Raw genomic sequence first — 20,363 nt, forward strand, 5'->3', positions numbered from 1 at the left:
AGGCTGTGCGGAGTGGCGAACAGTGAAAGCAGACCTGAGTGACCTCAACGCCTTTGTCGCGGTGGCGCGGGCAGGTGGTTTTCGCGAGGCAGCGCGTGCCAGTGGCAGCAGCGCCTCCTTCTTGAGCGAAGCGGTCCGTCGCCTGGAGGCCAAACTTGAGGTTAGGCTTCTAAATCGCACGACGCGCAGCGTCGTTGCGACCGAAGCGGGAAAGGGTTTGCTGGAGCGGCTCGGCCCCGCTTTGACGGAGGTGGAGGCCGCGCTCGACGTGGTCAACCGTTTTCGCGACAGGCCGGCTGGTTCGCTGCGGCTCAATGTCCCGGTCAGTGCTGCGCGGCTGGTGCTGCCCGCTGTCGTCCCGCCATTCCTTGCCGCCTATCCCGATATCCGCCTGGAAATCGTTGCCGAGGAGAGCTTTGTCGACGTGCTCGCTGCCGGATGTGATGCCGGCATCCGTTATGACGAGCGGCTGGAACAGGATATGATTGCGATTCCGATCGGTCCGCGCCACCAGCGCTTCGCCACTGCGGCGTCGTCTGCTTATCTCGACCGCCGCGGGCGGCCGCAACATCCGAGTGAACTCCTCGGCCATTCCTGCTTGCTGGGCCGTTTTGCCAGCGGCGCGCTGACGACCCCATGGGAATATGAGCGGGACGGCGAGGTGGTGCGGGTCGAACCCACCGGCCCATTGATCGTCACGGTTGGTGGTGCAACCGATCTTGCCGTCGACGCGGCGATAGCGGATAGAGGGATCATCTGCATTTTCGAAGATTGGCTGCGTCCGCATTTCGACAGCGGTGCCCTCGAACCGGTCCTAGAGCCGTGGTGGCAGCGCTTTTCCGGGCCGTTCCTCTATTATCCCGGCCGGCGACTGGTGCCTGCGCCGCTGAGGGCATTCATCGATTTCATCAAGGCGTCGGCCAACCGATCCTGATATCCAATCCTCGTTGAGCGCCTATTCGTCAGAGCGTGACCTCGGCATTGTCGCCCATATCCGGTTTGCTGTTCGTAACCGCTGCGGCCGCCATTTTGATATAGCTGATGATGGTGCCGGGGCTGTCCCAATATTCGGCCGAGGTCGGGCTAACCTTGAGGATGCGGATGGAGGGATCGTCGGGGTTGTCCCACCATGCCTTTGCCGGTGTTGCCCACAATTCACGGATCTTCTCGCGATCGTTCTGCACTTCGGCCGTCCCTGACACGGAAACATATTTCTGTGCCTTGGTGTCGGCAAAGGCCAGGCAGACGCTCGGCCAGCGGGCGACCTCGTCGTCCTTGTGGCTACCGAGATCCGTTAGAAAATAGACCGCGTTTTCAAGTTGCGCGCTATAGGCGGACATCGGTCGGGCGCGCAGGTTGTCGCCATTTCGGGTCGTCAACATGCAAAACCCTATTCTGTCGATTAACTCCCATACCCGTGTCGCATCATCCTGCTCGACCATCGTTATCTCCATTTGTGCGAAAGACGGAGTAACCATCTGTTAGAGCCGATGTTCCCGTAGTTTACGCGGCCAATTCCCGGAAGGTGATCGAATAACGCAGTTGATCGACAGGCGGGATGGAATGCTCCCAGAGCGTTCTTGAGGCGCCGGCCATAAGATAGGCGGAGCCGGGTTCAAGCACCAGCGATCGCCGCAGCCATTTGTCGCCGTCCCGGCGCCTCAGCCTGAAGGTGCAGGACGAAAGCAGGGAGATGCCGACGACTCGGCCGAACACGAATTTATCCTTGTGCCAGCCGATTGGAGCGCCGGGCGAATATTCCGTCACGAGAGCATGTTCGAACGCCTCGGGCACGATATCCGCGAAGCGTGCTGCGGCCTCGCGAATGGGGAGCAGCAAAGACGGTATTTCCTCTGCTCTTCTCATGCGCTGACTGTCGAAGTCGTATCTCCAGCCGAAGGAGACGGTCCTGCGTTTGCCTTCGAACCCGTGGAAATCGAAGGCTTTGAACGGCAGGGCCGGTATCGCTTTGAGAACCGAGCGCTGCAGATCGACGGGCACAATATCCTGGGAATATCGGAAACCCTCAGGAAAATCGTCATCGGCCACACCAAAGAGATCCTTTTGTACCATCGTGGCCACTGCTCATGTCCTCAATGCACGCTCGGGGTTTCCATAACAATCGCGAAGTCTTCTGCGACCAATTCGCTGACTGCTATGAGGATTTCCTCCCGCGAAAAGCCCGATGTCAGTGCGCGCTGGATCAGCTCCTGCAAATCCGGCTCGACCACATCGCGGCAATCCTCGAGGCGTTCCTCCGAAACGGTGAGGCTAATCAGTTCGTCCATTGTCTATCCTTTCGGGAATTGTAATCGCTGAGACCGGGTAGATTCTAACGCGCGGCGGTCCGCTTGCGCCCGACCAGCAGCCCTTCGCGCTGCATCTTCTTGCGGGCAGCCTTTCGCTGCCGGCTGATTGCCTGCGCTTTTTCCCGGACGCGGCGTTCGGACGGTTTCTCATAGGCGCGCCGTTCCTTCATTTCGCGGAACAGCCCTTCGCGCTGCATTTTCTTCTTCAAGGCCCTGAGGGCCTGATCGACGTTGTTGTCTCTGACGAGTACCTGCATGTCGAGTCTCCTTGTTGGGATTATGATCGTTTCTCAGCCGAACTGTGCAGCGATCGGCGCCTACATTCGCGGCGGCAAAGAGGCAGGGGAAATGCCGTTCAGGCTCCCGCAGTTTAGGACAGCATGCTGCGCTTGCGCCGGCCGACCTGCCGCAATCGCAGTCGCTGTGTTTCGTGGTTCAAAAGAAATCCTCTGCCGGCCGCAGCCGTGATCATCGCTTGTTCTTGGGATTGCCCATAGTGCGCCGGCTGGCACACACCGCCGATCCTTGGCGTTCGCGGACGAGTCGGCACCACTCCGGTGTCCGATGGGATCAAGGTCGACCTTAAGATAGGTGCGGGTGTCTGGGATTGCAATGGTGTGCAGGCACCGTAAAGCAGCATCAGAGAAGCGCCGCGGTAACGTAGTCGCCGCAGAGGTTCTTTCAAGTTTACCGCGTGTAAATAGGTCGAAATTGCTTCAAATTTGATTGAAGTGAAAAGCGTATTAGTCGATTTATAAGCGGCTGCACACGCTAAACGCGAATGTTAACCTTGCGTTAAATAACCCATTGACTTGTAGTATTAATAAGTTGTTAAAGGAGCGGCTCGCTAAGGTCAAATTGGCCTGCTGATAAACAATTTTAGGAGAAACTAATGGCTTCGCTGATTCACGCAACTGACGATAGTGCAACATTTCAAGAAACTGACGTAATTTCCGGAAATCTTCTTTCCAACGACTCGTCCGAAAACGGTCATCTGTTCCTGCGTGCATTTGACGGCGCTAGCGTTGGCGCCAAGAGCGGCATGAACCAGATCACCGAAATCCAGGGCGAGTACGGCACGTTCTTCGTCAAGCCGGACGGCAGCTATACCTATGTGCTGAGCGATGCAGCCAAGATCGGCTTCAGCAACGGCGAGCTGCTCCAGGAGAAGGTATCGTACAAGATCTCCGACGGCAGCGGCCATACCGATGTCGGCCTGTTCACGCTCAACATCCAGGGCGTCACCCAGAAGCCGATTGCTGTCGACGACGTCTACAGCTTCACCGAAGGCAGCCCCATTGCCGGCAACGTTCTCGATAACGACATCGCAGGCGACAATGGCAAGATGTTCCTGCGTCAGTTCCTGAGCACGCAGGTGGATTCCAAGGCTGATGCCGTAACCGATATTGCCGGTACCTACGGCACCTTCCATGTCAAGGCGAACGGCGAGTTCACCTACGAGCTCACGGCCGATCTCGAAGCGGGTCAGACCTACACGGAAGTTCTCCGCTACTACAAGATCTCCGATGGCGAAGGCCATACGGACACTGCCAAGGTGACGCTCAACATCCTCGGCACGGACGCTCTGCCCGACGGCGTCGGCGTTTGATCCGCAGCCCATAGATCAGTGAGACAAGACGCCCGCCGCGCAATCGGCGGGCTTTTTCATATATAAGCCGCTTTTACCGAAATGCCGGATGCACGCCGGCATATAACACCTTTTAGCTAGTTCGTATAAAAGCCGGGCGGGCGTAGTCTCGATGTTCGGAGGACAAGCTCTTGACCGAACATATCGAACCCAACCAAATCGAGTCGGAGGATCTGACGAAAGTCTGGTCCGTAACCGAGTTCTGCGCTCGCCATCGGATAGATGCCGAGGAGCAGGCGCTGCTTCTCAAGCTCTTTGGGCCATTCGCGACAGCTTGCGAACTGCTCCACAATGCCAGGCGCGCGCCGCGATTTCGATAAAAGCTCCGCATTGTTGCTAGCGGTTGCCGGTTTGCTTGCCTCGGCGCGCCGATTTCGAAATTGCAAATACGCTTGCTATCCCAGGCGGCTAAGCGCGCCGTCAGCTTTTCAGGTAGCTGACGACCGCATCGGCGATCATTCCGCGATGGCGTTCGATGATCTCGCCATCCGATAGATTGCGCCGGAAGATCGTGCCGAACGTGTAGCGGTTCGACACGCGAAAGAAGCAGAAGGCGCTGATCATCATATGGATGTCGATCGGGTCGGCTTTTCGCCGGAAGACGCCTTGGGTAAAGCCTCGCTCCAAGATACCGGCAATGGTTTCGATGACGGAGACGTTGAGATCGCGGATAGCTTCGGAGCGAAGCATATGGGCGGCATGATGGATGTTCTCGATGCTGACGAGCCGGACGAAATCAGGATTGGCTTCGTCGTGATCGAAGGTCGTTGAAATCAGTGTCCGCAACGCTTCTTCCGGCTCGAGATTGGATAGATGCAGATCGGCTTCCAGCGATCGTATCTTGCGGTAGGACTGTTCGAGGACGGCGAGATAAAGGCCCTCCTTGCTGCCGAAATAATAATAGATCATCCGCTTCGAGGTGCGCGTCTTCTCGGCGATCGAGTCGACGCGGGCGCCGGCGAGCCCATGAGTGGAGAATTCCTCTGTTGCGACGAGCAGAATATCTTCCTTCGTCTGCTGTGGATCATTCTTCCGGCCGTTTTCGCCCCGTTCCGCCATGAGCCTGGTTACCGCACTTTCTAATCCGTTGTTTTATATCTCGATTTTATGGTCTTAAGCTCAAGTGGAAACAAGTTCTTTCTGTTTCCGAGCCCGCCAGTCTTATTCACGTTGATTGAATGTTTCAATAGATGCCGCTTGACATACGAACTAGTTAGTACATTCTGGAGTGGCGAACAGTGGAGGAATTGATCGCGACGGCAATATCTAGGTCATGACGTGCATCCGCGGGTCTGACTACGGTCGGCCGGCAGGAGCAAAGGCTACGCTTGGGAGGAGCGAATGACCCGTATCATCGATTTCTATTTCTTCGCGCTGAAGGTGACGATCGCGTTGCTGCTGGCAGGTATGGTCGTGCTGGTTTTCGGCAATGTGGTGCTTCGTTACGCGTTCAACCAGGGCATCACCTCCTCGGAGGAATTATCGCGGATCTTTTTCGTGTGGCTGACCTTCCTCGGCGCCGTGGTCGCAATGCGCGAGCACGCACATCTCGGGGTGGATTCTCTGATCACGCGCCTCCCGAAACCTTTCGCCAAGTTCGCTGTGCTGCTCGGTTACGGCATGATGCTAGCCGCCACATGGCTTATGATCAGCGGCAGCTGGACCCAGACGCTGATCAACCTTCACGTTTTGGCGCCGGCGACCGGTATTTCGATGGGCGTCTTCTATGGCGCCGGACTAGCCTTTGGCGTCCCGGCCTTTTTCATCCTTCTCTGGGACGCTTTTGCCATCGTGACCGACCGCATCGACGTGACGACCGCCGAGCTTGTGCGCGACAGCGAGGAACAGGCGGCGCTCCAAGAGCCCGCGCAAACGGCCTTCCCCGTTCTGAAGCCGAAGCACTGAGGAGCACGTCATGACTGTCACGATCTTTCTCGGCGCGCTTCTCGGTCCGATGGCGCTCGGAGTGCCGATCGCCTTTGCCCTCGTCATATCAGGCGTGGCGCTGATGATGTATCTCGACATGTTCGATGCGCAGATCGTCGCGCAGAACGTGCTGAACGGCGCCGACAGCTTCCCGCTGATGGCGGTGCCTTTCTTCCTTCTCGCCGGTGAGGTGATGAACACAGGCGGTCTTTCGCGCCGCATCGTCAATCTGGCCATGGCCATGGTGGGCCATATCAGGGGCGGCCTCGGCTTCGTCGCGATCTTTGCGGCCTGTGTGCTGTCGAGCCTTTCCGGATCGGCCGTCGCCGATGCCGCCGCCCTCGGCGCGCTGCTCTTCCCGATGATGCTGAAATCCGGTCATGATCCTGCTCGCGCCGGCGGTTTGCTTGCATCGGCCTCGATCATCGGCCCAATCATCCCGCCATCTATCGGCTTCATTCTCTATGGTGTCATTGGTGGGGTCTCGATCACCAAGCTGTTTCTCGCCGGTATCGTTCCCGGCCTGCTGATCGCGGCAGCACTCTGCGTCACCTGGCTGATCGTGGCGCGCAAGGAGCAGTTCGCCCTGCCGCCGAGACAAAGCGGCGCCGTGCGGATGAAGGCCTTCGTCGAAAGCATCTGGGCGCTGATGCTTCCCGTCATCATCATCGTCGGCCTGAAGTTCGGCGTGTTCACCCCGACCGAAGCCGGAGTCGTGGCGGCGGTCTATTCGCTGTTCGTATCGATGGTCGTCTATCGCGAACTGCCGCCGGCGCGGCTGTTCGAGGTCTTCGTCGCGGCTGCAAAAATCACCTCGGTGGTGATGTTCCTGGTGGCCTGCGCCGCGGTCTCGGCCTGGCTGATCACCGTCGCCGATGTGCCCGGCGAACTCGCGGCCCTTGTCGAACCCCTCATGGACAATCAGACGCTGCTGCTGCTTGCCATCATGGTGCTGATCGTCGTCGTCGGCACCGCAATGGACATGACGCCGACGATCCTGGTCATGACGCCGGTGCTGATGCCCATCATCAAACAGGCCGGTATCGACCCGGTTTATTTCGGTGTGCTGTTCATCATCAACAACTCGATCGGGCTGATAACGCCGCCTGTCGGCACCGTGCTCAACGTCATTTGCGGCGTCTCGAAGCTTTCGATGGAGGATCTGATGAAGGGCGTCATCCCCTTCATGATCGCCGAACTGATTGTTCTGCTTTTGCTCGTCCTTTTCCCCGCGCTTGTGACCGCTCCGGTTGCCTGGTTCGGGCACTGACTTCGCCTGTGGCGATGGAATTTCAACGCGGCCGGAGGGAGATTCCGGCTCTATCCTGGGAGGAAAACATGCTGAACAGATTGACGAAACTGGCTCTGGGGCTGGCCCTGCCCATTGCCTTCCTGGCAAGCGGCCCCGCTATGGCGGAGATCCGCGAACACAGCCTCAAATTCGCCGCCGCCAATAATAAAGGCCATCCCCAGGTCATGGGCATGGAGAAATTTGCCGAACTGGTGAAGGAAAAGAGCGGCGGCAAGATCGAGGTCAAGCTGTTTCCGGGCGGCGTGCTCGGCGGCGACGTTCAGACGGTGTCGGCGCTGCAGGGCGGTGTGATCGAGATGACGGTGCTCAACGCCGGGATTCTCGCAAGCAACGTCAAACAGTTCGGCGCTGTTGACCTGCCGTTCCTCTTCAACAGCGGCGAAGAGGCCGACAAGGTGATGGACGGTGCGTTCGGTACCGGCCTGATGAAGCTCCTGCCCGACACCGGGCTCGTCGGTCTCGCTTATTGGGAACTCGGCTTTCGCAACCTCACCAATAACCGTCATCCGGTCACCAAGCTCGAGGACATCAAGGGCCTGAAGATCCGCACGATTCAGTCGCCGATCCCGATCGAACTCTTCAACAGCCTCGGCGCCAATGCGGTGCCCCTGCCCTATACGGAACTCTATACCGCGCTTGAAACCGGCACCGTCGACGGCCAGGAAAATCCGGCCGCCAACATCATCAATGCCAAATTCTTCGAAGTGCAGAAGTACATGACGATCACCCGTCACCAGTACAATCCGCAGATCGTGCTCATCAGCAAGAAGTTCTGGGATGGCTTGAACGACGAGGAAAAGGCGGTCTTCCAGTCGGCTGCCACGGAAGCCCGCGATTATCAGCGCAAGGTGTCCAGGGAAAAGGACGCCAGCGCAATCGCGGAAATCAAGAAGACCGGCATGGACGTCGCCGAACTCAGCCCCGAAGAGACGCAGAAACTGCGCGACGCCGTCAAGCCGCTGATCGACAAGTTCACGGCCCAGATCGGTGCCGATACCGTCACACAGCTCTTCAAGGAACTCGACGCGGTTCGCGGCAAGTAAGCGAATCAAGGCCCGCAGCGATCCTGCGGGCCTTTCCAATCACCAGCAAACGGGAACTGGCGCATGTCCGAGATACTGCTGAAACCGTTGAAAGCCGGGCTGATCGGCTCCGGCATCCAGGCGTCGCTCACGCCTGCCATGCATATGAAGGAAGGGGCTGCGCAGGGACTGGACTACGACTTTGAGTTAATCGATCTCGTCAAACTGAACGCTTCGCCGGCCGATCTCTCGCGGTTGATCGCGGACGCCGAAGCGCGTGGTCTTGCCGGCCTCAACATCACCCATCCCTGTAAGCAGCTCGTCATCCCGCTGCTCGACGACTTGTCGCCCGAAGCCCGGGCGCTCGGCGCCGTCAATACCGTCGTCCTGAAGGACAACAGGCGCTTCGGGCACAATACCGACTGGTGGGGCTTCGCCGAGAGCTTCCGCCGCGGGCTGCCGCAAGCCGATCTTTCCTCGGCCGTGCAGCTCGGAGCAGGCGGAGCGGGTGTCGCAACCGCCTATGCCATCCTGACGCTCGGCCTGAAGAGCCTGACGGTCTTCGACCGGGAGCATGAGCGCGCCGTGGATGTGGCGGAAACGATGTCCGCGCTCTTTCCCGATGCATCGATTACCGCCAGCAACGATCTTGAAGCCGCGATGAAGGTCGCATCCGGGCTGATCCACGCGACGCCGACCGGCATGACAAAATATCCCGGTGTGCCGCTTCCGCCCGAATTTCTTGAAAGGCGGCATTGGGTCGCCGAAATCGTCTACTTCCCGCTGGAGACGGAGCTTCTGCGGCAGGCAAGGCAGCGCGGCTGCCGGACGCTCGACGGCGGCGGCATGGCGGTCTTCCAGGCGGTCGGCGCCTTTCGCCTGATCACCGGCAGGGAGGCCGATGCTGGCCGCATGCTCGCTCACTTTAAGACCATGACGACCTGACACCTATCGCGAGGACCACTGCGATGAAGACATCGATTGCGACTGTTTCGCTGAGCGGCGACCTCAGTGACAAGCTGGAGGCGATCGCCAAGGCCGGCTTCGACGGGGTGGAGATCTTCGAGAATGATTTCCTGATCTTCGACGAAAGCCCGAAAGAGGTCGGCCGCATGGTGCGTGATCTCGGCATGGAGATCACGCTCTTTCAGCCGTTTCGTGATTTCGAAGGCATGCCGGAGCCGCTGCGCAGCCGCACTTTCGATAGGGCCGAGCGCAAGTTCGACCTCATGCAGGAGATGGGCACTGATCTCGTGCTTGTATGCTCGAACGTCTCGCCGGCCGCCCTCGGCGGTCTCGACCGGGCGGCGGCGGATTTTCGTGAACTCGGCGAGCGTGCCGCCAGACGCGGTCTGCGCGTCGGCTATGAGGCGCTCGCCTGGGGCCGCCATATCCACGATCATCGCGACGCCTGGGAGATCGTCCGGCGGGCCGATCATCCGAATATCGGCCTGATCCTCGACAGCTTTCATACCCTGTCGCGCAAGATCGACGTCAACTCGATTCGGTCGATCCCGAAGGAAAAGATCTTCATCATCCAGCTTGCCGATGCGCCGTCGATCGACATGGATCTGCTCTACTGGAGCCGGCACTTCCGCAACATGCCGGGTGAAGGCGATCTGCCGGTGCTCGATTTCATGAAGGCTGTCGCGGCAACCGGCTATGACGGCTATCTCTCGCTTGAGATCTTCAACGACCAGTTCCGCGGCGGTTCGCCGAGCGCGATTGCCGTCGACGGCCGCCGTTCGCTGATCTATCTCGGCGACCAGGTCAACCGCCAGCAGCCGGAGAGCGCATTGCCGGTGCCCTCGATGCCGCCGCGCGCTTCCGTCGAGGGCATCGCCTTCATCGAGTTTACGGCAGACGAGGACGAGGCGTCGCAGCTTGAAGTGCTGTTTTCAAGCCTAGGCTTCCGCAAGGCGGCCAGGCACAAGAGCAAACGGGTGACGGTCTTCCGGCAGGGCGCCATCAATCTCGTCATCAATACCGAGCGGAAAGGTTTTGCCAGCGCCTCTTTTGCCGTGCACGGCACCTCGGCCTATGCCGCCGGCCTGATGGTCGATGATGCCGTGGCGGCCCTGCGGCGCGCCGTCGCGCTTGGCGCCGAGCGCTTCTCCCAGTCGCTCGATGCCGGCGAGATCGAGATGCCGGCGGTGCGCGGCGTCGGCGGCGGTGTGCTCTATTTCCTCGACCGCAAGAGCGATCTCGGCCGCATCTGGGATATTGAATTCGAGGCGGTCGAAGACGACGAGGCTTGCCGGCCGGCCGGGCTGCAATCGATCGATCATATGGCGCAGACGATGAAATACGAGGAGCTCTTGACCTGGCTGCTGTTCTACACCTCGCTCGTCGAGGCGGAGAAGACGCCGATGGTCGATATCGTCGATCCCTCGGGCATCGTCCGGAGCCAGGTCGTCGAGAACCGCGAAGGCTCGCTGCGCATCACCATGAACGGGGCGGAAAACCGCAATACGCTCGCCGGCCGTTTCATCGCCGAAACCTTCGGCTCCGGCATCCAGCATCTCGCCTTCAGGACCGACGACATCTTCGCCACTGCCGCAGCCCTTGCCGCCAACGGCTTCGTTCCGCTGGCGATCTCGCCGAACTATTATGATGATCTCGAAGCCCGCTTCGGCCTCGACGCCGATTTCGCCGAGCGTCTAAAGGCTGGCAACATCCTCTACGACCGCGATGACCACGGCGAATATTTCCAGCTCTATAGCCCGACCTATGGCGAGGGCCTATTCTTCGAGATCGTCGAACGGCGCGGCTATCGCGGCTACGGTGCGGCCAACGCCATCTTCAGGATTGCGGCTCTCCGGAAACATCTGAGACCGGCGGGCCTGCCGCGTACCTGAGGCGCGATCTCAGGGCCGACTTCCGCAGCATCAGCACCGCTTGACCAAATGCGGGCGTGGCCCCCCTCCCCGAGGGATCGCTGACATTTTACCGCGTCGTATAGCCACCGTCGACAACAAGCACCTCGCCGGTGACATAACTTGCCGCCGCCGAGCAGAGAAACAGGGCTGCACCGGCCACCTCTTCCGGCTGCCCGACACGTCCCATCGGCGTCATGCTGCGCCAGGTCGGGAACCAGTCGGGGTTGGCGATGCCGCCGCGCGACATGTCGGTCTCGATATAGCCGGGAGCAATGGCATTGACGCGGATGTTCTCGGCGGCGACTTCGCTTGCCAAGCTCTTCGTCATCATATGGACCGCCGCTTTGGAGGCGTTATAAGCCACCTGGTTCTGCGGAATGTTGGATACAATGCCGGATATCGAGCCGATGTTGAGGATGACGCCGCCGCCCTGGCGCCGCATGGGTGCAAGTGCTGCGCGGCAGGTGCGGAAGACGGCGTCGACATTGACGGTCATGATCTCGCGCCAGATGGCATCGGAGAATTCGCCGCTGTCGCCATGAATTGCGATGCCGGCATTGTTGACCAGTATATGGAGCCGGTCCACCCGTGAGAGGGTTTCGGCAACGAGCGCATCGGGGGCATTGTCCCCCATCATGTCAGCGGCGATGAAATCGAAGTCGACGCCTGCCTTGGCGAGCCGGTCTTCACTCGCTACGCTGCGAGTTCTTCCGCTGATGAAGACCTTGGCGCCCGCCTCGCCGAGCGCCTCGGCGATCGCCAGTCCGATGCCGCGCGTACCGCCGGTCACCAGCGCCACCTGTCCGTTCATGCGAAATCTGTCGAAGATCATGGCCGATTCCTTTCTCCGGTTGGGGAGCCCGGCACATCCTCCTCAGATGTCGGTGCTCTGCGGCAGGATGACGAGGTCGCGGATCGTGACGTTGCGTGGACGTGTCAGCATGAAGAGCACCGCTTCGGCCACTTCTTTCGGCTCCATCAGACCGCCCGCGGCGAGTGCCTCATCGAGCTTCTCTTGCGGCCAATCGCTAATAAGGGCGGTGACGACAGGGCCGGGCGCGACGGCGCCGACGCGCAAGCCGTGCTTGGCGACTTGTCGTCTGAGGGTATGGACAAAGGCTTGGACCGCGTGTTTGGAGGCCGTGTAGATCGGCTCCCAGACGACGGGGATCATCCCGGCAACCGAACTCGTCAGGATGATATCGCCGGTCTTGCGCCCGACCATGTGCGGCAGGACGGCATGCACCGAGCGAAATGCGGCGTTGATGTTCAGGTTGAGCATGCGATCCCAGGCGTCAGGGTCGCCGTCAAGCACTTCACCGCCGATATAGGATCCGGCATTGGCGTGGAAGATGTCCAACTGGCCTGCTTTCTCCAGAATCCCGGGCATCATCCCAGCCACGCATTTGGGATCCAGGAGATCGACGACTAAGGGAACAGCCTCTTCGCCGAGCTTCGCGCAGATTTCCCTCAATGCCTCTTCGTTGCGGTCGATCAACACGACGCGCGCACCTGATGCAAGCATGGTCTTGGCGCATTCGAGGCCGATACCCGATGCCGCGCCGGTGACGGCCGCGACTTTTCCAGACAGATCCTGTCCCATTTTCTTCCTCTGCTTTCCTGGTTGGTTTAGGCTCTGCCGTGCGAAATCCGCGACCGGCGTGCCAGCGAATCGACGATGACGGCGACGGCAAGCACGGCACCCGTGATCATGTACCGAAGCGATGACGACAGATCGAGAAGTGTCAGTCCGCTGGCGATCGACTGGATAACGATGATGCCGAGAAGGGCTGAATAGGCGCTGCCGCGCCCGCCGAACAGGCTCGTGCCGCCGATGACTGCCGCAGCGATGGCGTTGAGATTGACGTCGCCCGTGCCGGCCTGCTGGCTGGCTGTCGCCAGCCGCGCGGCGGAAAGCACGCCGCCGGTCGCCGCCAGCAAAGCGCAGATGACGAAGGCGCTCGCATAGATGCGCGGCACGTTGATGCCCGAGCGGCGGGCCGCCTCCCTGTTGCCCCCGACGGCATGCATCGAGCGTCCCCATTTCGTCCGCGTCAGCGCGTAATTCATCGCGGCGACGAGCCCGACGAAGAGTCCGAACATCCAGGGAATGCCGCGCGACTGGTTGAGATAGAAGGCTATCGCCTCCAGGGCGACTGTAATGATGACGGCGCGCAGAAGCAGTCCGCCGACCGATTTCGACGACAGCCCGGCGGCGCGCCGGCGCGCCGCCGTGCGGTAGCTCGCGAAGAAGAAACCAAAGCCGGCAAGGGCAACAAGCGCATAGGCGACCGGATCCGGCATGACCATGATCTGCCCGAAATTCACGAGCCACGAGCCATAGGTCAGATTGATCGAGCCGGTCGATCCGAGGATGTAGAGCTGCAGCCCGAGAACGGCGAGCAGTCCCGACAGGGTAGAGACGAAGCTCGGCATGCCGAAGCGGTTGAAGAGGAAGGCGTAGAGCGAGCCGATCAAGGCGCCGACCGCCATGGCGGCAAGAATGGCCAGCACCACCGGCCAGCCCTGGTTGATCCAGAAGACGCCGACGAGCGCCGAGGCGAAGCCGCTGACGGAGCCGACGGAAAGATCGATCTCTCCTACCATCAGGATGCAGACGATGCCGAGCGAGATGACGCCGACCGTCGAGCAGTCGAAGAGCATGTTGACGAGATTGGCGCTCGAGAGGAACACGGGATTGAGCGCCTGAAAAACTGTCCAGATGATCGCCAGACCAACGATGACCGGCAGCGAGCCCAGGTCGCCGGAGCGGATTCGATCCCAGAAGGCGCGGGCCCAGCCGGCAAGGCTGTCGTCATGGCGCACTCTTTCGTCGCGCCGATCGAGAAGCGCGGGTGCTGCCGGTTCGTTCTCAATGGTCTTCATCATGGCCTTCCCTCCTCGTTCTCTCGGCTTTGCGCCTTGCGGCGCATCGCGCGGCGGGAGACGGAGTTGTTGGACGCGCCGGTAATCGCGCTGACCAGCTCTTCGTTGGACGCGTCGGGCATGAAGGTGCCGTTGTTGCGGCCGAGCCGAAGCACGACGATGCGGTCGGCGACGGCCCGCACATCCTCCATGTTGTGGCTGATCATGATAACGCCCAGCCCGCGTTCACGCACGCGTTCGATCAGGTCGAGCACCTCGGCCGTCTGGGCGACGCCAAGAGCTGCTGTGGGCTCGTCGAGCATGATCAGTTTCGGCTCGAGCAGCAGCGACCGGGCAATCGCCACGGTCTGCCGCTGCCCGCCGGAAAGCGAGGCGACCGGCTCGCGCACGCTTGGGATCCGGGCCGAAAGCTCGCTCAGCAGCTTCCAGGCGCGGATTTCCATGGCGACTTCGTCGAGCTGAAACGGATTGAGCTCCTTGCCAAGAAAGATATTGGCGACGACATCGAGATTTTCGCAGAGCGCCAGATCCTGGAAGACGGTCGCAATGCCAAGGTCGAGAGCAGCACTTGGGCTCGACAGATCGGCCTGTTTGCCCTCGAACAGGATCGTGCCCGACGTCGGTTGGTGGACGCCGGCCAGGATCTTCACGAGCGTCGATTTGCCGGCGCCATTGTCGCCCACCAGCGCCACGACCTCGCCGGCATGCACGTCGAGTTCGATATCGGTCAGCGCCGACACCGCTCCGAAATTCTTGGAAATTCCGCGCAGGCTGAGGACGGGCTGGCGTGAGTCAAAAGTGTGAGAGGTTTCAGACATCGCCTGGTCCTTCGAAAAGCGAAATCGGAAGCGCAGCCGATGACGGCCGCGCTTCTCTTGCCGATTACTTGATGATGCCTAGCTTCTTGCAGCCCTCGGCGTAACGCCCGGTGCACAGTTCCTCGGCGGTGTTGATCTTCTTGTCGATGATCTCGGCCTTCAAGTTCTCGGCGGTGACGACGGCCGGTACGAAAAGCTGCGCCGGCGTGTCGTACAGCGTCATCTCGGCCTTGACCGTTTCTCCCGCCAGCAGTTTCACTGCAACGTTCGCCGCGGCAGCGGCGACGATTTCGCTCGGCTTGGAGATCGTATTGTACTGATCCCCCGATATGATCAGCTGCAGCGCGGCGATGGTCGCGTCATTGCCGGTCACCGGCGGCACGGGATCGACGCCGGCTGCCTTGAAGGCAGCGATGGCACCGCCGCCGGTGCCGTCATTTGCCGCGACGACGCCGACGATCTGCTTGCCGAAACGGGTGATCTGCCCCGCGGCCCATTGCTGGGCATTCGCCGGCTGCCAGTTCGGCGTGTCGAATTCGGCAAGCGTCTTGTAACCGCCGCTTGCGAGCCCCTCGTGAATGCCGTCCTTGATCAGCCCGGCAGCGGCATCCGTCGGCGAACCGTTGATCTGCAAGATGCCGCCACCATCGGTCGGCACGTTTTGAGCCTTCAGATGCTGAACGAGCGATTCCGCGATCGCCTTGCCGATAGCCTTGTTGTCGAAGGAAACGTAGAAGTCGGCCTTGCCGCTCGGTATCGGGCGGTCATAGGCGATGACCTTGACGCCCTGGCTCTGGGCGAGCTGGACAAGAGAAGCGGCTGCGGCCGAATCCACCGGATCCAACACGATGACTTTGGCGCCCTGGGTGATGGCCGAATTGAATTGCTGCTGCTGTTTGGCGATATCGGCATCGGCATTCTGATAGATGACTTTGCATGACGCGCAAAGCTTCTTCATTTCCGCGACGAAGCCCGGGTGGTCATGCTCTTCGTAGCGGGTTGAGCCCTGGTCGGGCATGAGGAACGCGACGGTCGCGTCCGCAACAGCGCTTTGTGCAAAGGCTGAAGTCCCGGCGAGCAAGGCCAGGATAAGTGCCGCGGCGCCTGCCGCGTTTGTCGGGAATTTCATCATTTCCATCTCCTCCCATTGGAAAAAATTGTGTAGCTTGGTCTTCTGCTAGGCCGTTCGGCTGATCGAACGGCCACGCCTGTCCCGGCGGTTTTCAGTTTTCTGGGGACAAGCGTCTCCTGCCGCGACCGCTCGTTGCGCGCTCGCGTTCAAGTCAGTGTCAGTTTCGCTCTCCTCCTTGACCTCCCTAACGCCGTGTTGGGCGGCTCCTATGCCGCCTTCGCTACATTGATGTTGTCACCAACTAGCCGCCGAAAACGGGAAGGCGTCATTCCCTTCTCCGCGAGAAACTGGCGGTTGAAGTTGGACAGATTGTTGAAGCCGACTTCGAAGCAGATATCGGTGATCGATGCATGGTCGTCACTCATCAGGATCTGGCAGGCGAGATTGATGCGCAGGCGTTTCACATATTGCACGAGCGACATGCCGGTATGGCGGCGGAAGGCACGTGAAAAGGCGCCTGTGGACTGTTCGGCAATCTTCGCGAGATCCGCTTCGTCGAAGGATTTTGTCAGGTTTTCTCTGATATAGGCGAGCGCCTTGTTGATGCCGGCAGACATATAGCCCGATGGATCGGGCAGATAGCTCGGGCTTGCGAGAAGCTGGGCATCCTGCGCGCGGCTGAGCAGGCCGACGATCATCATGAAAAGCTCGATACGGCGCACGCCCTGCGCCTGCTGCACCTCGCCCATCAGCGGCGCCACCTGCCGGCTGGTCTCGGCGCCGAAGAGCACACCGCGGCGGGATGCTTCGAGAACCGGCTCGAAGGGACCGAGCTCGGGCAGCACCTTCATCGTGTCGCTGATGAAAGTCTCGCTGAACTGGATGAGCTGGCATCGAAGCGGAATGCTTGAGCCCTTCGGGACGTCGCTGATCCAGTTGTGGGGAAGATTGGGACCGGCAAGCACAAGATTGCCGGGTTCGAATTCGCCAATGAAATCGCCGACGAAATAGCGCCCGGTCGTCGCTACGACGAGATGCAGTTCGTACTCCGGATGAAAATGCCAGCGAACGGTGTGGTAAGGATAGCCATGCGCTTTCGTTGCGAAGGATTCGCCCGGTCTGATCTGAACAACTTCCAAGTCAGGTTCCATTGTCCCTCCTCCGAGGATGGGTACCAAGCCCCGCGCCAAATTGCCTCTTTGGCCTTGTTGTTGAGGCGAGTGTAGTGGGCTCGTTTCACGCGCGCCACCACGATTCCTGGCCAAAACCGATACTTTTTTGATGATTGACGCTGCGCAGGCGGGGCAAAGACAACAGCAACCCGCCTTTGAGATCATCCAATTTGGTCTCAGGCGGCCAGGGCGGCGATGACGTTTCTGACGAGCGCAGCCGAAGACAGCCGACTCGTGGCGCAGCTCGGAGCGCCGATCGCACCGACACGCACGGAAACCCCGCCGCGCGCATTGGCGATCGCAAACATCGACTCGTCGGTCAAATCATCGCCGATGGTGATCGGGCAGCGATTCTTGAAAGGATCGGACTGGAAAAACCGCTCCAGCGCATCGCCTTTGCTCGACCGTGCCGGCCGCAGCTCGAACACCATCTTGCCGAGCTGCAACGCCCAGTTCGGCCCGGCAAGCTCCGCATAGTGGTGCATGCGCTCTTCGAGCACCTTTTCATATTCGGGCGCAAGCCGGTAGTGAGCGGCAACGGCTGCCCCCTTGTCCTCGATCAGAACCCCGGGATAATGTTCGGCTTCAGCGGTCAGCGCATGTTTCAGCGCCTGGAACTCTGGGGTCGCCTCGAGCGTGTGCATTCCTGTGGCGCTCCGGATCTCGGCGCCATGCAAGCCCGCCGTCGGAAATGCAAAGGGTTTGAACAGCGCGTCGGCATAGGCGAGCGAGCGCCCGGTGACCAGCGCCAGGGCGCCGCCGAGCTTGTTCGACAGGCGGTGAAGTTGTCCGGGAAGTGCTTCCGGAACTTCGATCGCATCCGGGGTCGGTGCGAGATTGAGCAGCGTTCCGTCGATGTCGAGGAACATCGCCCAGCGATCCGGTTCCTCCAGCACCATTGAAAGCATTTCCTGCGTAGCGGCGTCGTCCTGCACGGCATTCTCCAAACTCTGCAATCATTGAAGCTAGGTCGCTGGTCGAAGAGGGCAAGATGACTTTTCAGGCTCCGGAACATCCAGTGGATGGTCCGCGTTTTGTTTCGCCTGTTCAGAGCACTCGCGGCGGGAAAGGGACATCGATGGCCAGACGCAATCCGGAGCCCAGTGACGGGGCGAGTGCCCCATTGGCCCATGGCGCGATGGTCCTGCCGTTGGTAACGATCGACGATTACAACAATGAACTGCGTGATAAGAACGGCTTCGTTGGCGACAACGCCAACAAGAAGACCTTTCAACAGAAGCTAGACGATTGGAGAAAGCGTGTCCGCAAGTTCGGAGACGACCCTCTCGGCAAGGCTGCGACAGCAGAGCTTTCCAAGAAGAAAATCGAGTCTCTGCTGAAAGGAGACGATATGGAGGCCGCGGCCCTGATCATGGGTGCGGTGGAGGATTTCGCGCAGGAGTTTGCCGACGTTATCGGCAAGTTCCTCAAGGACGAGCGCTGGTTCAAGACCGAGCGCATCGTCGTCGGCGGCGGCTTCAGGCAAAGCCGCTTTGGAGAACTGGCGATCGCAAGGACCATGATTCTTCTCAAGGCTGGAGGCATCGATATCGAGCTCATCCCGATCGTCCACCATCCCGACGAGGCGGGACTGATCGGCTCCGTGCATCTGATGCCACCCTGGATGTTCAAAGGCTATAAAGCGATGCTGGCCGTCGATATCGGCGGCACGAATGTCCGTGCTGGCGTTGTCGAGTTCGGAAAGGAAAAAAAGCCGCACTTTGCCGATGCGAGCGTCTGGGAATCCGCCATCTGGCGCCACGCCGATGACGAGCCGAGCCGCAGTGCAACGATGGAAAAGCTGGTGGCGATGCTACAGGAACTGATAGAAAAGGCCGAGAAGGCCAATCTGAAGCCTGCCCCGATCATCGGGATTGGCTGTCCAGGCATCATCAAGGCCGACGGCTCGATCGAACGCGGCGGACAAAACCTGCCAGGCGGCAATTGGGAAAGCGACAACTTCAACCTTCCCGCCGCACTGATGAAGGCCATTCCCTCAATTGGCGATCACAGCACATTCGTGATGATGCACAACGACGCCGTCGTGCAGGGATTGTCACAGATCCCCTTCATGGAGGACGTGTCGAGATGGGCGGTGCTGACAATCGGCACCGGGTTGGGCAATGCGCATTTTACCAACCGCGAGGGATGAAACCGCGACAGTCCTGCCATGGACGGGAAAACAGCCGGCAAACAATGACCATGTCGCCCTCTCCGCGCCGACCGCGATACAGCAGCGGCCGGCGTTGCGTCGCTTATGGTAAATAACAGGTAAACAACGAGGAATTCGGCAGACGGAAGCCAACCGGCGGATAAGTTCCGATAGAGGAGACCCGGTTTCGGGGAGAGACAGGTCAACGCCGCAACTATTTGCCGAGCTTGATGATAGCCGTCATGGCCTGATTCGCATAGCGCAGGTGTTGCAACCCTCACAGTCGGTGCGCCCATAATGTCCCTTCGCGCCAACTGTTCCTGTCCACGCCCAGCCGCGAACCACGGCCGACTGGTGTCATCGCGCTGACATTCGGCTGGCTCAGTCGTCGCATTCAGATGCCGTACAAGCATCACACGGAAAGCAATCAGGTCGCAACCATTGCAGTCGTGAGTGGCGGCACAACTCCGTCGCCAGAGCCGCGGCAGCAACTCGCGACTCTGGCAGTGCGCATTGCCCAACCGAACGCGGTTCGGCGATCCGTCGGACATGCGGACGATCGGTCCTGTCGCAAGCGTCATCTCGGCGCGGCGCTTGCTTAAGCCCCTCTCCTTCTCCGACTTGATTGGAAAAGGTGGTGATAACGTCGACGGGCGGTTCTCCGCGCGTTCAAATTGCGCTTATCTCCACCTCACGCAAGCTCATACGCAGACGAAAGATGGAAGATGAATTTCAAGGGAATAAGCGCTCCGCTCAATGCCGGCCGTCTCGAACAGATGCTTGGCCTTGCCCCGACACGCCAGAGTCCCGAATCTCAGGATGCAAATGACAAGTCTCCCACCGACGAGCCCGTCCGCGGATTGGGGGGCGAGAGCCTCTGCCGTTCGTCTGCTTATAAATGAAAAGCGGTCTCGCCTGATCCGAGGCCAAAGCGGCGGGTTGCTCCGGGGTGAGTCGGCAAATGGTGTTCGGGTCCGCTGAGAGTGCCGCGATATGCGGATGCGTTGCCGTTGTCAGCTGACAATTGCGCTAAGATTCCGAAATTCCACCTGATTTTTTCGTCGAATCCAGTTTGTTATATATTCGCTAACCAAGAAATCGCTTGACGGAATCGGCAGACTCACGATCATTTGCGCAAAATTACCCGATTTATCAGGATTTGCGTGA

21 protein-coding genes are annotated in these 20,363 nt (G+C 60.0%); 9 read left to right on the forward strand and 12 right to left on the reverse strand.

Going from position 1 to position 20,363, the window contains the following annotated elements:
- The first annotated feature begins 22 nt into the window (after positions 1 to 22).
- On the forward strand, positions 23 to 934 hold the full coding sequence (locus J2J98_RS29035; RefSeq protein WP_138396006.1) for a LysR family transcriptional regulator: 912 nt from the start codon (positions 23 to 25) through the stop codon (positions 932 to 934).
- Between the two features lie 28 nt (positions 935 to 962).
- Here the strand turns inward: J2J98_RS29035 and J2J98_RS29040 are convergent, their stop codons facing one another.
- The 4 genes from J2J98_RS29040 to rpsU all read right to left on the reverse strand — a co-directional run bounded on the left by J2J98_RS29040 (position 963) and on the right by rpsU (position 2,566).
- The gene (locus J2J98_RS29040) at positions 963 to 1,442 is read right to left on the reverse strand and encodes a pyridoxamine 5'-phosphate oxidase family protein (protein WP_064709330.1); all 480 of its coding nucleotides are present in this window, start codon (positions 1,440 to 1,442) and stop codon (positions 963 to 965) included.
- Between the two features lie 61 nt (positions 1,443 to 1,503).
- Complete coding sequence (locus J2J98_RS29045) at positions 1,504 to 2,073, reverse strand: alpha-ketoglutarate-dependent dioxygenase AlkB (RefSeq protein WP_207604168.1); 570 nt, start codon at positions 2,071 to 2,073, stop codon at positions 1,504 to 1,506.
- 20 nt (positions 2,074 to 2,093) lie between these two features.
- Positions 2,094 to 2,288, reverse strand: coding sequence for a hypothetical protein (locus tag J2J98_RS29050; protein ID WP_207604054.1), 195 nt, complete (start codon positions 2,286 to 2,288; stop codon positions 2,094 to 2,096).
- Between the two features lie 44 nt (positions 2,289 to 2,332).
- Positions 2,333 to 2,566, reverse strand: a complete 234-nt coding sequence (gene rpsU, locus J2J98_RS29055; RefSeq protein WP_011427834.1) for a 30S ribosomal protein S21 — start codon at positions 2,564 to 2,566, stop codon at positions 2,333 to 2,335.
- A gap of 635 nt (positions 2,567 to 3,201) precedes the next feature.
- Between rpsU and rapA2 the strand changes: the two genes are divergently transcribed.
- Positions 3,202 to 3,918, forward strand: coding sequence for a calcium-binding lectin RapA2 (gene rapA2 / locus J2J98_RS29060; RefSeq protein ID WP_064695079.1), 717 nt, complete (start codon positions 3,202 to 3,204; stop codon positions 3,916 to 3,918).
- 170 nt (positions 3,919 to 4,088) lie between these two features.
- A complete protein-coding gene (locus J2J98_RS29065) occupies positions 4,089 to 4,277 on the forward strand; it encodes a hypothetical protein (protein ID WP_207604055.1) in 189 nt (62 codons plus the stop codon).
- Between the two features lie 100 nt (positions 4,278 to 4,377).
- Here the strand turns inward: J2J98_RS29065 and J2J98_RS29070 are convergent, their stop codons facing one another.
- Positions 4,378 to 5,016, reverse strand: coding sequence for a TetR/AcrR family transcriptional regulator (locus J2J98_RS29070; protein ID WP_064709334.1), 639 nt, complete (start codon positions 5,014 to 5,016; stop codon positions 4,378 to 4,380).
- 282 nt (positions 5,017 to 5,298) lie between these two features.
- Between J2J98_RS29070 and J2J98_RS29075 the strand changes: the two genes are divergently transcribed.
- The 5 genes from J2J98_RS29075 (at position 5,299) to J2J98_RS29095 (ending at position 11,075) form a co-directional block, all read left to right on the forward strand.
- The gene (locus tag J2J98_RS29075) at positions 5,299 to 5,862 is read left to right on the forward strand and encodes a TRAP transporter small permease (protein WP_207604056.1); all 564 of its coding nucleotides are present in this window, start codon (positions 5,299 to 5,301) and stop codon (positions 5,860 to 5,862) included.
- A gap of 10 nt (positions 5,863 to 5,872) precedes the next feature.
- A complete protein-coding gene (locus tag J2J98_RS29080; RefSeq protein WP_064709336.1) occupies positions 5,873 to 7,153 on the forward strand; it encodes a TRAP transporter large permease subunit in 1,281 nt (426 codons plus the stop codon).
- Between the two features lie 68 nt (positions 7,154 to 7,221).
- A complete protein-coding gene (locus tag J2J98_RS29085; protein ID WP_207604057.1) occupies positions 7,222 to 8,238 on the forward strand; it encodes a TRAP transporter substrate-binding protein in 1,017 nt (338 codons plus the stop codon).
- A gap of 63 nt (positions 8,239 to 8,301) precedes the next feature.
- On the forward strand, positions 8,302 to 9,162 hold the full coding sequence (locus J2J98_RS29090) for a shikimate dehydrogenase (RefSeq protein ID WP_207604058.1): 861 nt from the start codon (positions 8,302 to 8,304) through the stop codon (positions 9,160 to 9,162).
- Between the two features lie 23 nt (positions 9,163 to 9,185).
- Complete coding sequence (locus tag J2J98_RS29095; RefSeq protein WP_207604059.1) at positions 9,186 to 11,075, forward strand: bifunctional sugar phosphate isomerase/epimerase/4-hydroxyphenylpyruvate dioxygenase family protein; 1,890 nt, start codon at positions 9,186 to 9,188, stop codon at positions 11,073 to 11,075.
- A gap of 88 nt (positions 11,076 to 11,163) precedes the next feature.
- Here J2J98_RS29095 and J2J98_RS29100 read toward each other — a convergent pair whose 3' ends face one another.
- The 7 genes from J2J98_RS29100 to otsB all read right to left on the reverse strand — a co-directional run bounded on the left by J2J98_RS29100 (position 11,164) and on the right by otsB (position 18,000).
- A complete protein-coding gene (locus J2J98_RS29100) occupies positions 11,164 to 11,928 on the reverse strand; it encodes an SDR family NAD(P)-dependent oxidoreductase (RefSeq protein WP_207604060.1) in 765 nt (254 codons plus the stop codon).
- Between the two features lie 42 nt (positions 11,929 to 11,970).
- Positions 11,971 to 12,699, reverse strand: coding sequence for an SDR family oxidoreductase (locus tag J2J98_RS29105; RefSeq protein ID WP_207604061.1), 729 nt, complete (start codon positions 12,697 to 12,699; stop codon positions 11,971 to 11,973).
- Positions 12,700 to 12,725: 26 nt separating this feature from the next.
- Positions 12,726 to 13,985 carry a sugar ABC transporter permease gene (locus J2J98_RS29110; protein WP_207604062.1) on the reverse strand — a complete coding sequence of 420 codons (1,260 nt, stop codon included), beginning with the start codon at positions 13,983 to 13,985 and terminating at the stop codon, positions 12,726 to 12,728.
- Positions 13,982 to 14,800 carry an ATP-binding cassette domain-containing protein gene (locus tag J2J98_RS29115; protein ID WP_207604063.1) on the reverse strand — a complete coding sequence of 273 codons (819 nt, stop codon included), beginning with the start codon at positions 14,798 to 14,800 and terminating at the stop codon, positions 13,982 to 13,984. Before J2J98_RS29115 ends, J2J98_RS29110 begins: the two co-directional genes overlap by 4 nt.
- 64 nt (positions 14,801 to 14,864) lie before the next feature.
- Positions 14,865 to 15,938, reverse strand: a complete 1,074-nt coding sequence (locus tag J2J98_RS29120) for an ABC transporter substrate-binding protein (RefSeq protein WP_138396014.1) — start codon at positions 15,936 to 15,938, stop codon at positions 14,865 to 14,867.
- Positions 15,939 to 16,138: 200 nt separating this feature from the next.
- Entirely contained in the window at positions 16,139 to 17,023 is an 885-nt protein-coding gene (locus tag J2J98_RS29125) for a helix-turn-helix domain-containing protein (protein WP_064712961.1), read from the reverse strand.
- A gap of 197 nt (positions 17,024 to 17,220) precedes the next feature.
- A complete protein-coding gene (gene otsB, locus J2J98_RS29130; protein WP_171049283.1) occupies positions 17,221 to 18,000 on the reverse strand; it encodes a trehalose-phosphatase in 780 nt (259 codons plus the stop codon).
- Positions 18,001 to 18,122: 122 nt separating this feature from the next.
- On the opposite strand from otsB, the gene J2J98_RS29135 reads away from it, so the two are divergent.
- The gene (locus J2J98_RS29135; protein ID WP_207604064.1) at positions 18,123 to 19,196 is read left to right on the forward strand and encodes an ROK family protein; all 1,074 of its coding nucleotides are present in this window, start codon (positions 18,123 to 18,125) and stop codon (positions 19,194 to 19,196) included.
- The last annotated feature ends 1,167 nt before the right edge of the window (positions 19,197 to 20,363 follow it).

It is taken from the genome of Rhizobium bangladeshense (assembly GCF_017357245.1).
Classification (GTDB): Bacteria; Pseudomonadota; Alphaproteobacteria; order Rhizobiales; family Rhizobiaceae; genus Rhizobium; species Rhizobium bangladeshense.

What these genes read in the sequence shown, in the direction of transcription:
- J2J98_RS29040 (WP_064709330.1), bottom strand. Translation starts at nt 1,442, where the DNA reads ATGGTCGAGCAGGATGATGCGACACGGGTATGGGAGTTAATCGACAGA.
- J2J98_RS29045 (WP_207604168.1), bottom strand. Translation starts at nt 2,073, where the DNA reads ATGGTACAAAAGGATCTCTTTGGTGTGGCCGATGACGATTTTCCTGAG.
- J2J98_RS29050 (WP_207604054.1), bottom strand. Translation starts at nt 2,288, where the DNA reads ATGGACGAACTGATTAGCCTCACCGTTTCGGAGGAACGCCTCGAGGAT.
- rpsU (WP_011427834.1), bottom strand. Translation starts at nt 2,566, where the DNA reads ATGCAGGTACTCGTCAGAGACAACAACGTCGATCAGGCCCTCAGGGCC.
- rapA2 (WP_064695079.1), top strand. Translation starts at nt 3,202, where the DNA reads ATGGCTTCGCTGATTCACGCAACTGACGATAGTGCAACATTTCAAGAA.
- J2J98_RS29070 (WP_064709334.1), bottom strand. Translation starts at nt 5,016, where the DNA reads ATGGCGGAACGGGGCGAAAACGGCCGGAAGAATGATCCACAGCAGACG.
- J2J98_RS29075 (WP_207604056.1), top strand. Translation starts at nt 5,299, where the DNA reads ATGACCCGTATCATCGATTTCTATTTCTTCGCGCTGAAGGTGACGATC.
- J2J98_RS29080 (WP_064709336.1), top strand. Translation starts at nt 5,873, where the DNA reads ATGACTGTCACGATCTTTCTCGGCGCGCTTCTCGGTCCGATGGCGCTC.
- J2J98_RS29085 (WP_207604057.1), top strand. Translation starts at nt 7,222, where the DNA reads ATGCTGAACAGATTGACGAAACTGGCTCTGGGGCTGGCCCTGCCCATT.
- J2J98_RS29090 (WP_207604058.1), top strand. Translation starts at nt 8,302, where the DNA reads ATGTCCGAGATACTGCTGAAACCGTTGAAAGCCGGGCTGATCGGCTCC.
- J2J98_RS29095 (WP_207604059.1), top strand. Translation starts at nt 9,186, where the DNA reads ATGAAGACATCGATTGCGACTGTTTCGCTGAGCGGCGACCTCAGTGAC.
- J2J98_RS29100 (WP_207604060.1), bottom strand. Translation starts at nt 11,928, where the DNA reads ATGATCTTCGACAGATTTCGCATGAACGGACAGGTGGCGCTGGTGACC.
- J2J98_RS29105 (WP_207604061.1), bottom strand. Translation starts at nt 12,699, where the DNA reads ATGGGACAGGATCTGTCTGGAAAAGTCGCGGCCGTCACCGGCGCGGCA.
- J2J98_RS29110 (WP_207604062.1), bottom strand. Translation starts at nt 13,985, where the DNA reads ATGATGAAGACCATTGAGAACGAACCGGCAGCACCCGCGCTTCTCGAT.
- J2J98_RS29115 (WP_207604063.1), bottom strand. Translation starts at nt 14,800, where the DNA reads ATGTCTGAAACCTCTCACACTTTTGACTCACGCCAGCCCGTCCTCAGC.
- J2J98_RS29120 (WP_138396014.1), bottom strand. Translation starts at nt 15,938, where the DNA reads ATGGAAATGATGAAATTCCCGACAAACGCGGCAGGCGCCGCGGCACTT.
- J2J98_RS29125 (WP_064712961.1), bottom strand. Translation starts at nt 17,023, where the DNA reads ATGGAACCTGACTTGGAAGTTGTTCAGATCAGACCGGGCGAATCCTTC.
- J2J98_RS29135 (WP_207604064.1), top strand. Translation starts at nt 18,123, where the DNA reads ATGGCCAGACGCAATCCGGAGCCCAGTGACGGGGCGAGTGCCCCATTG.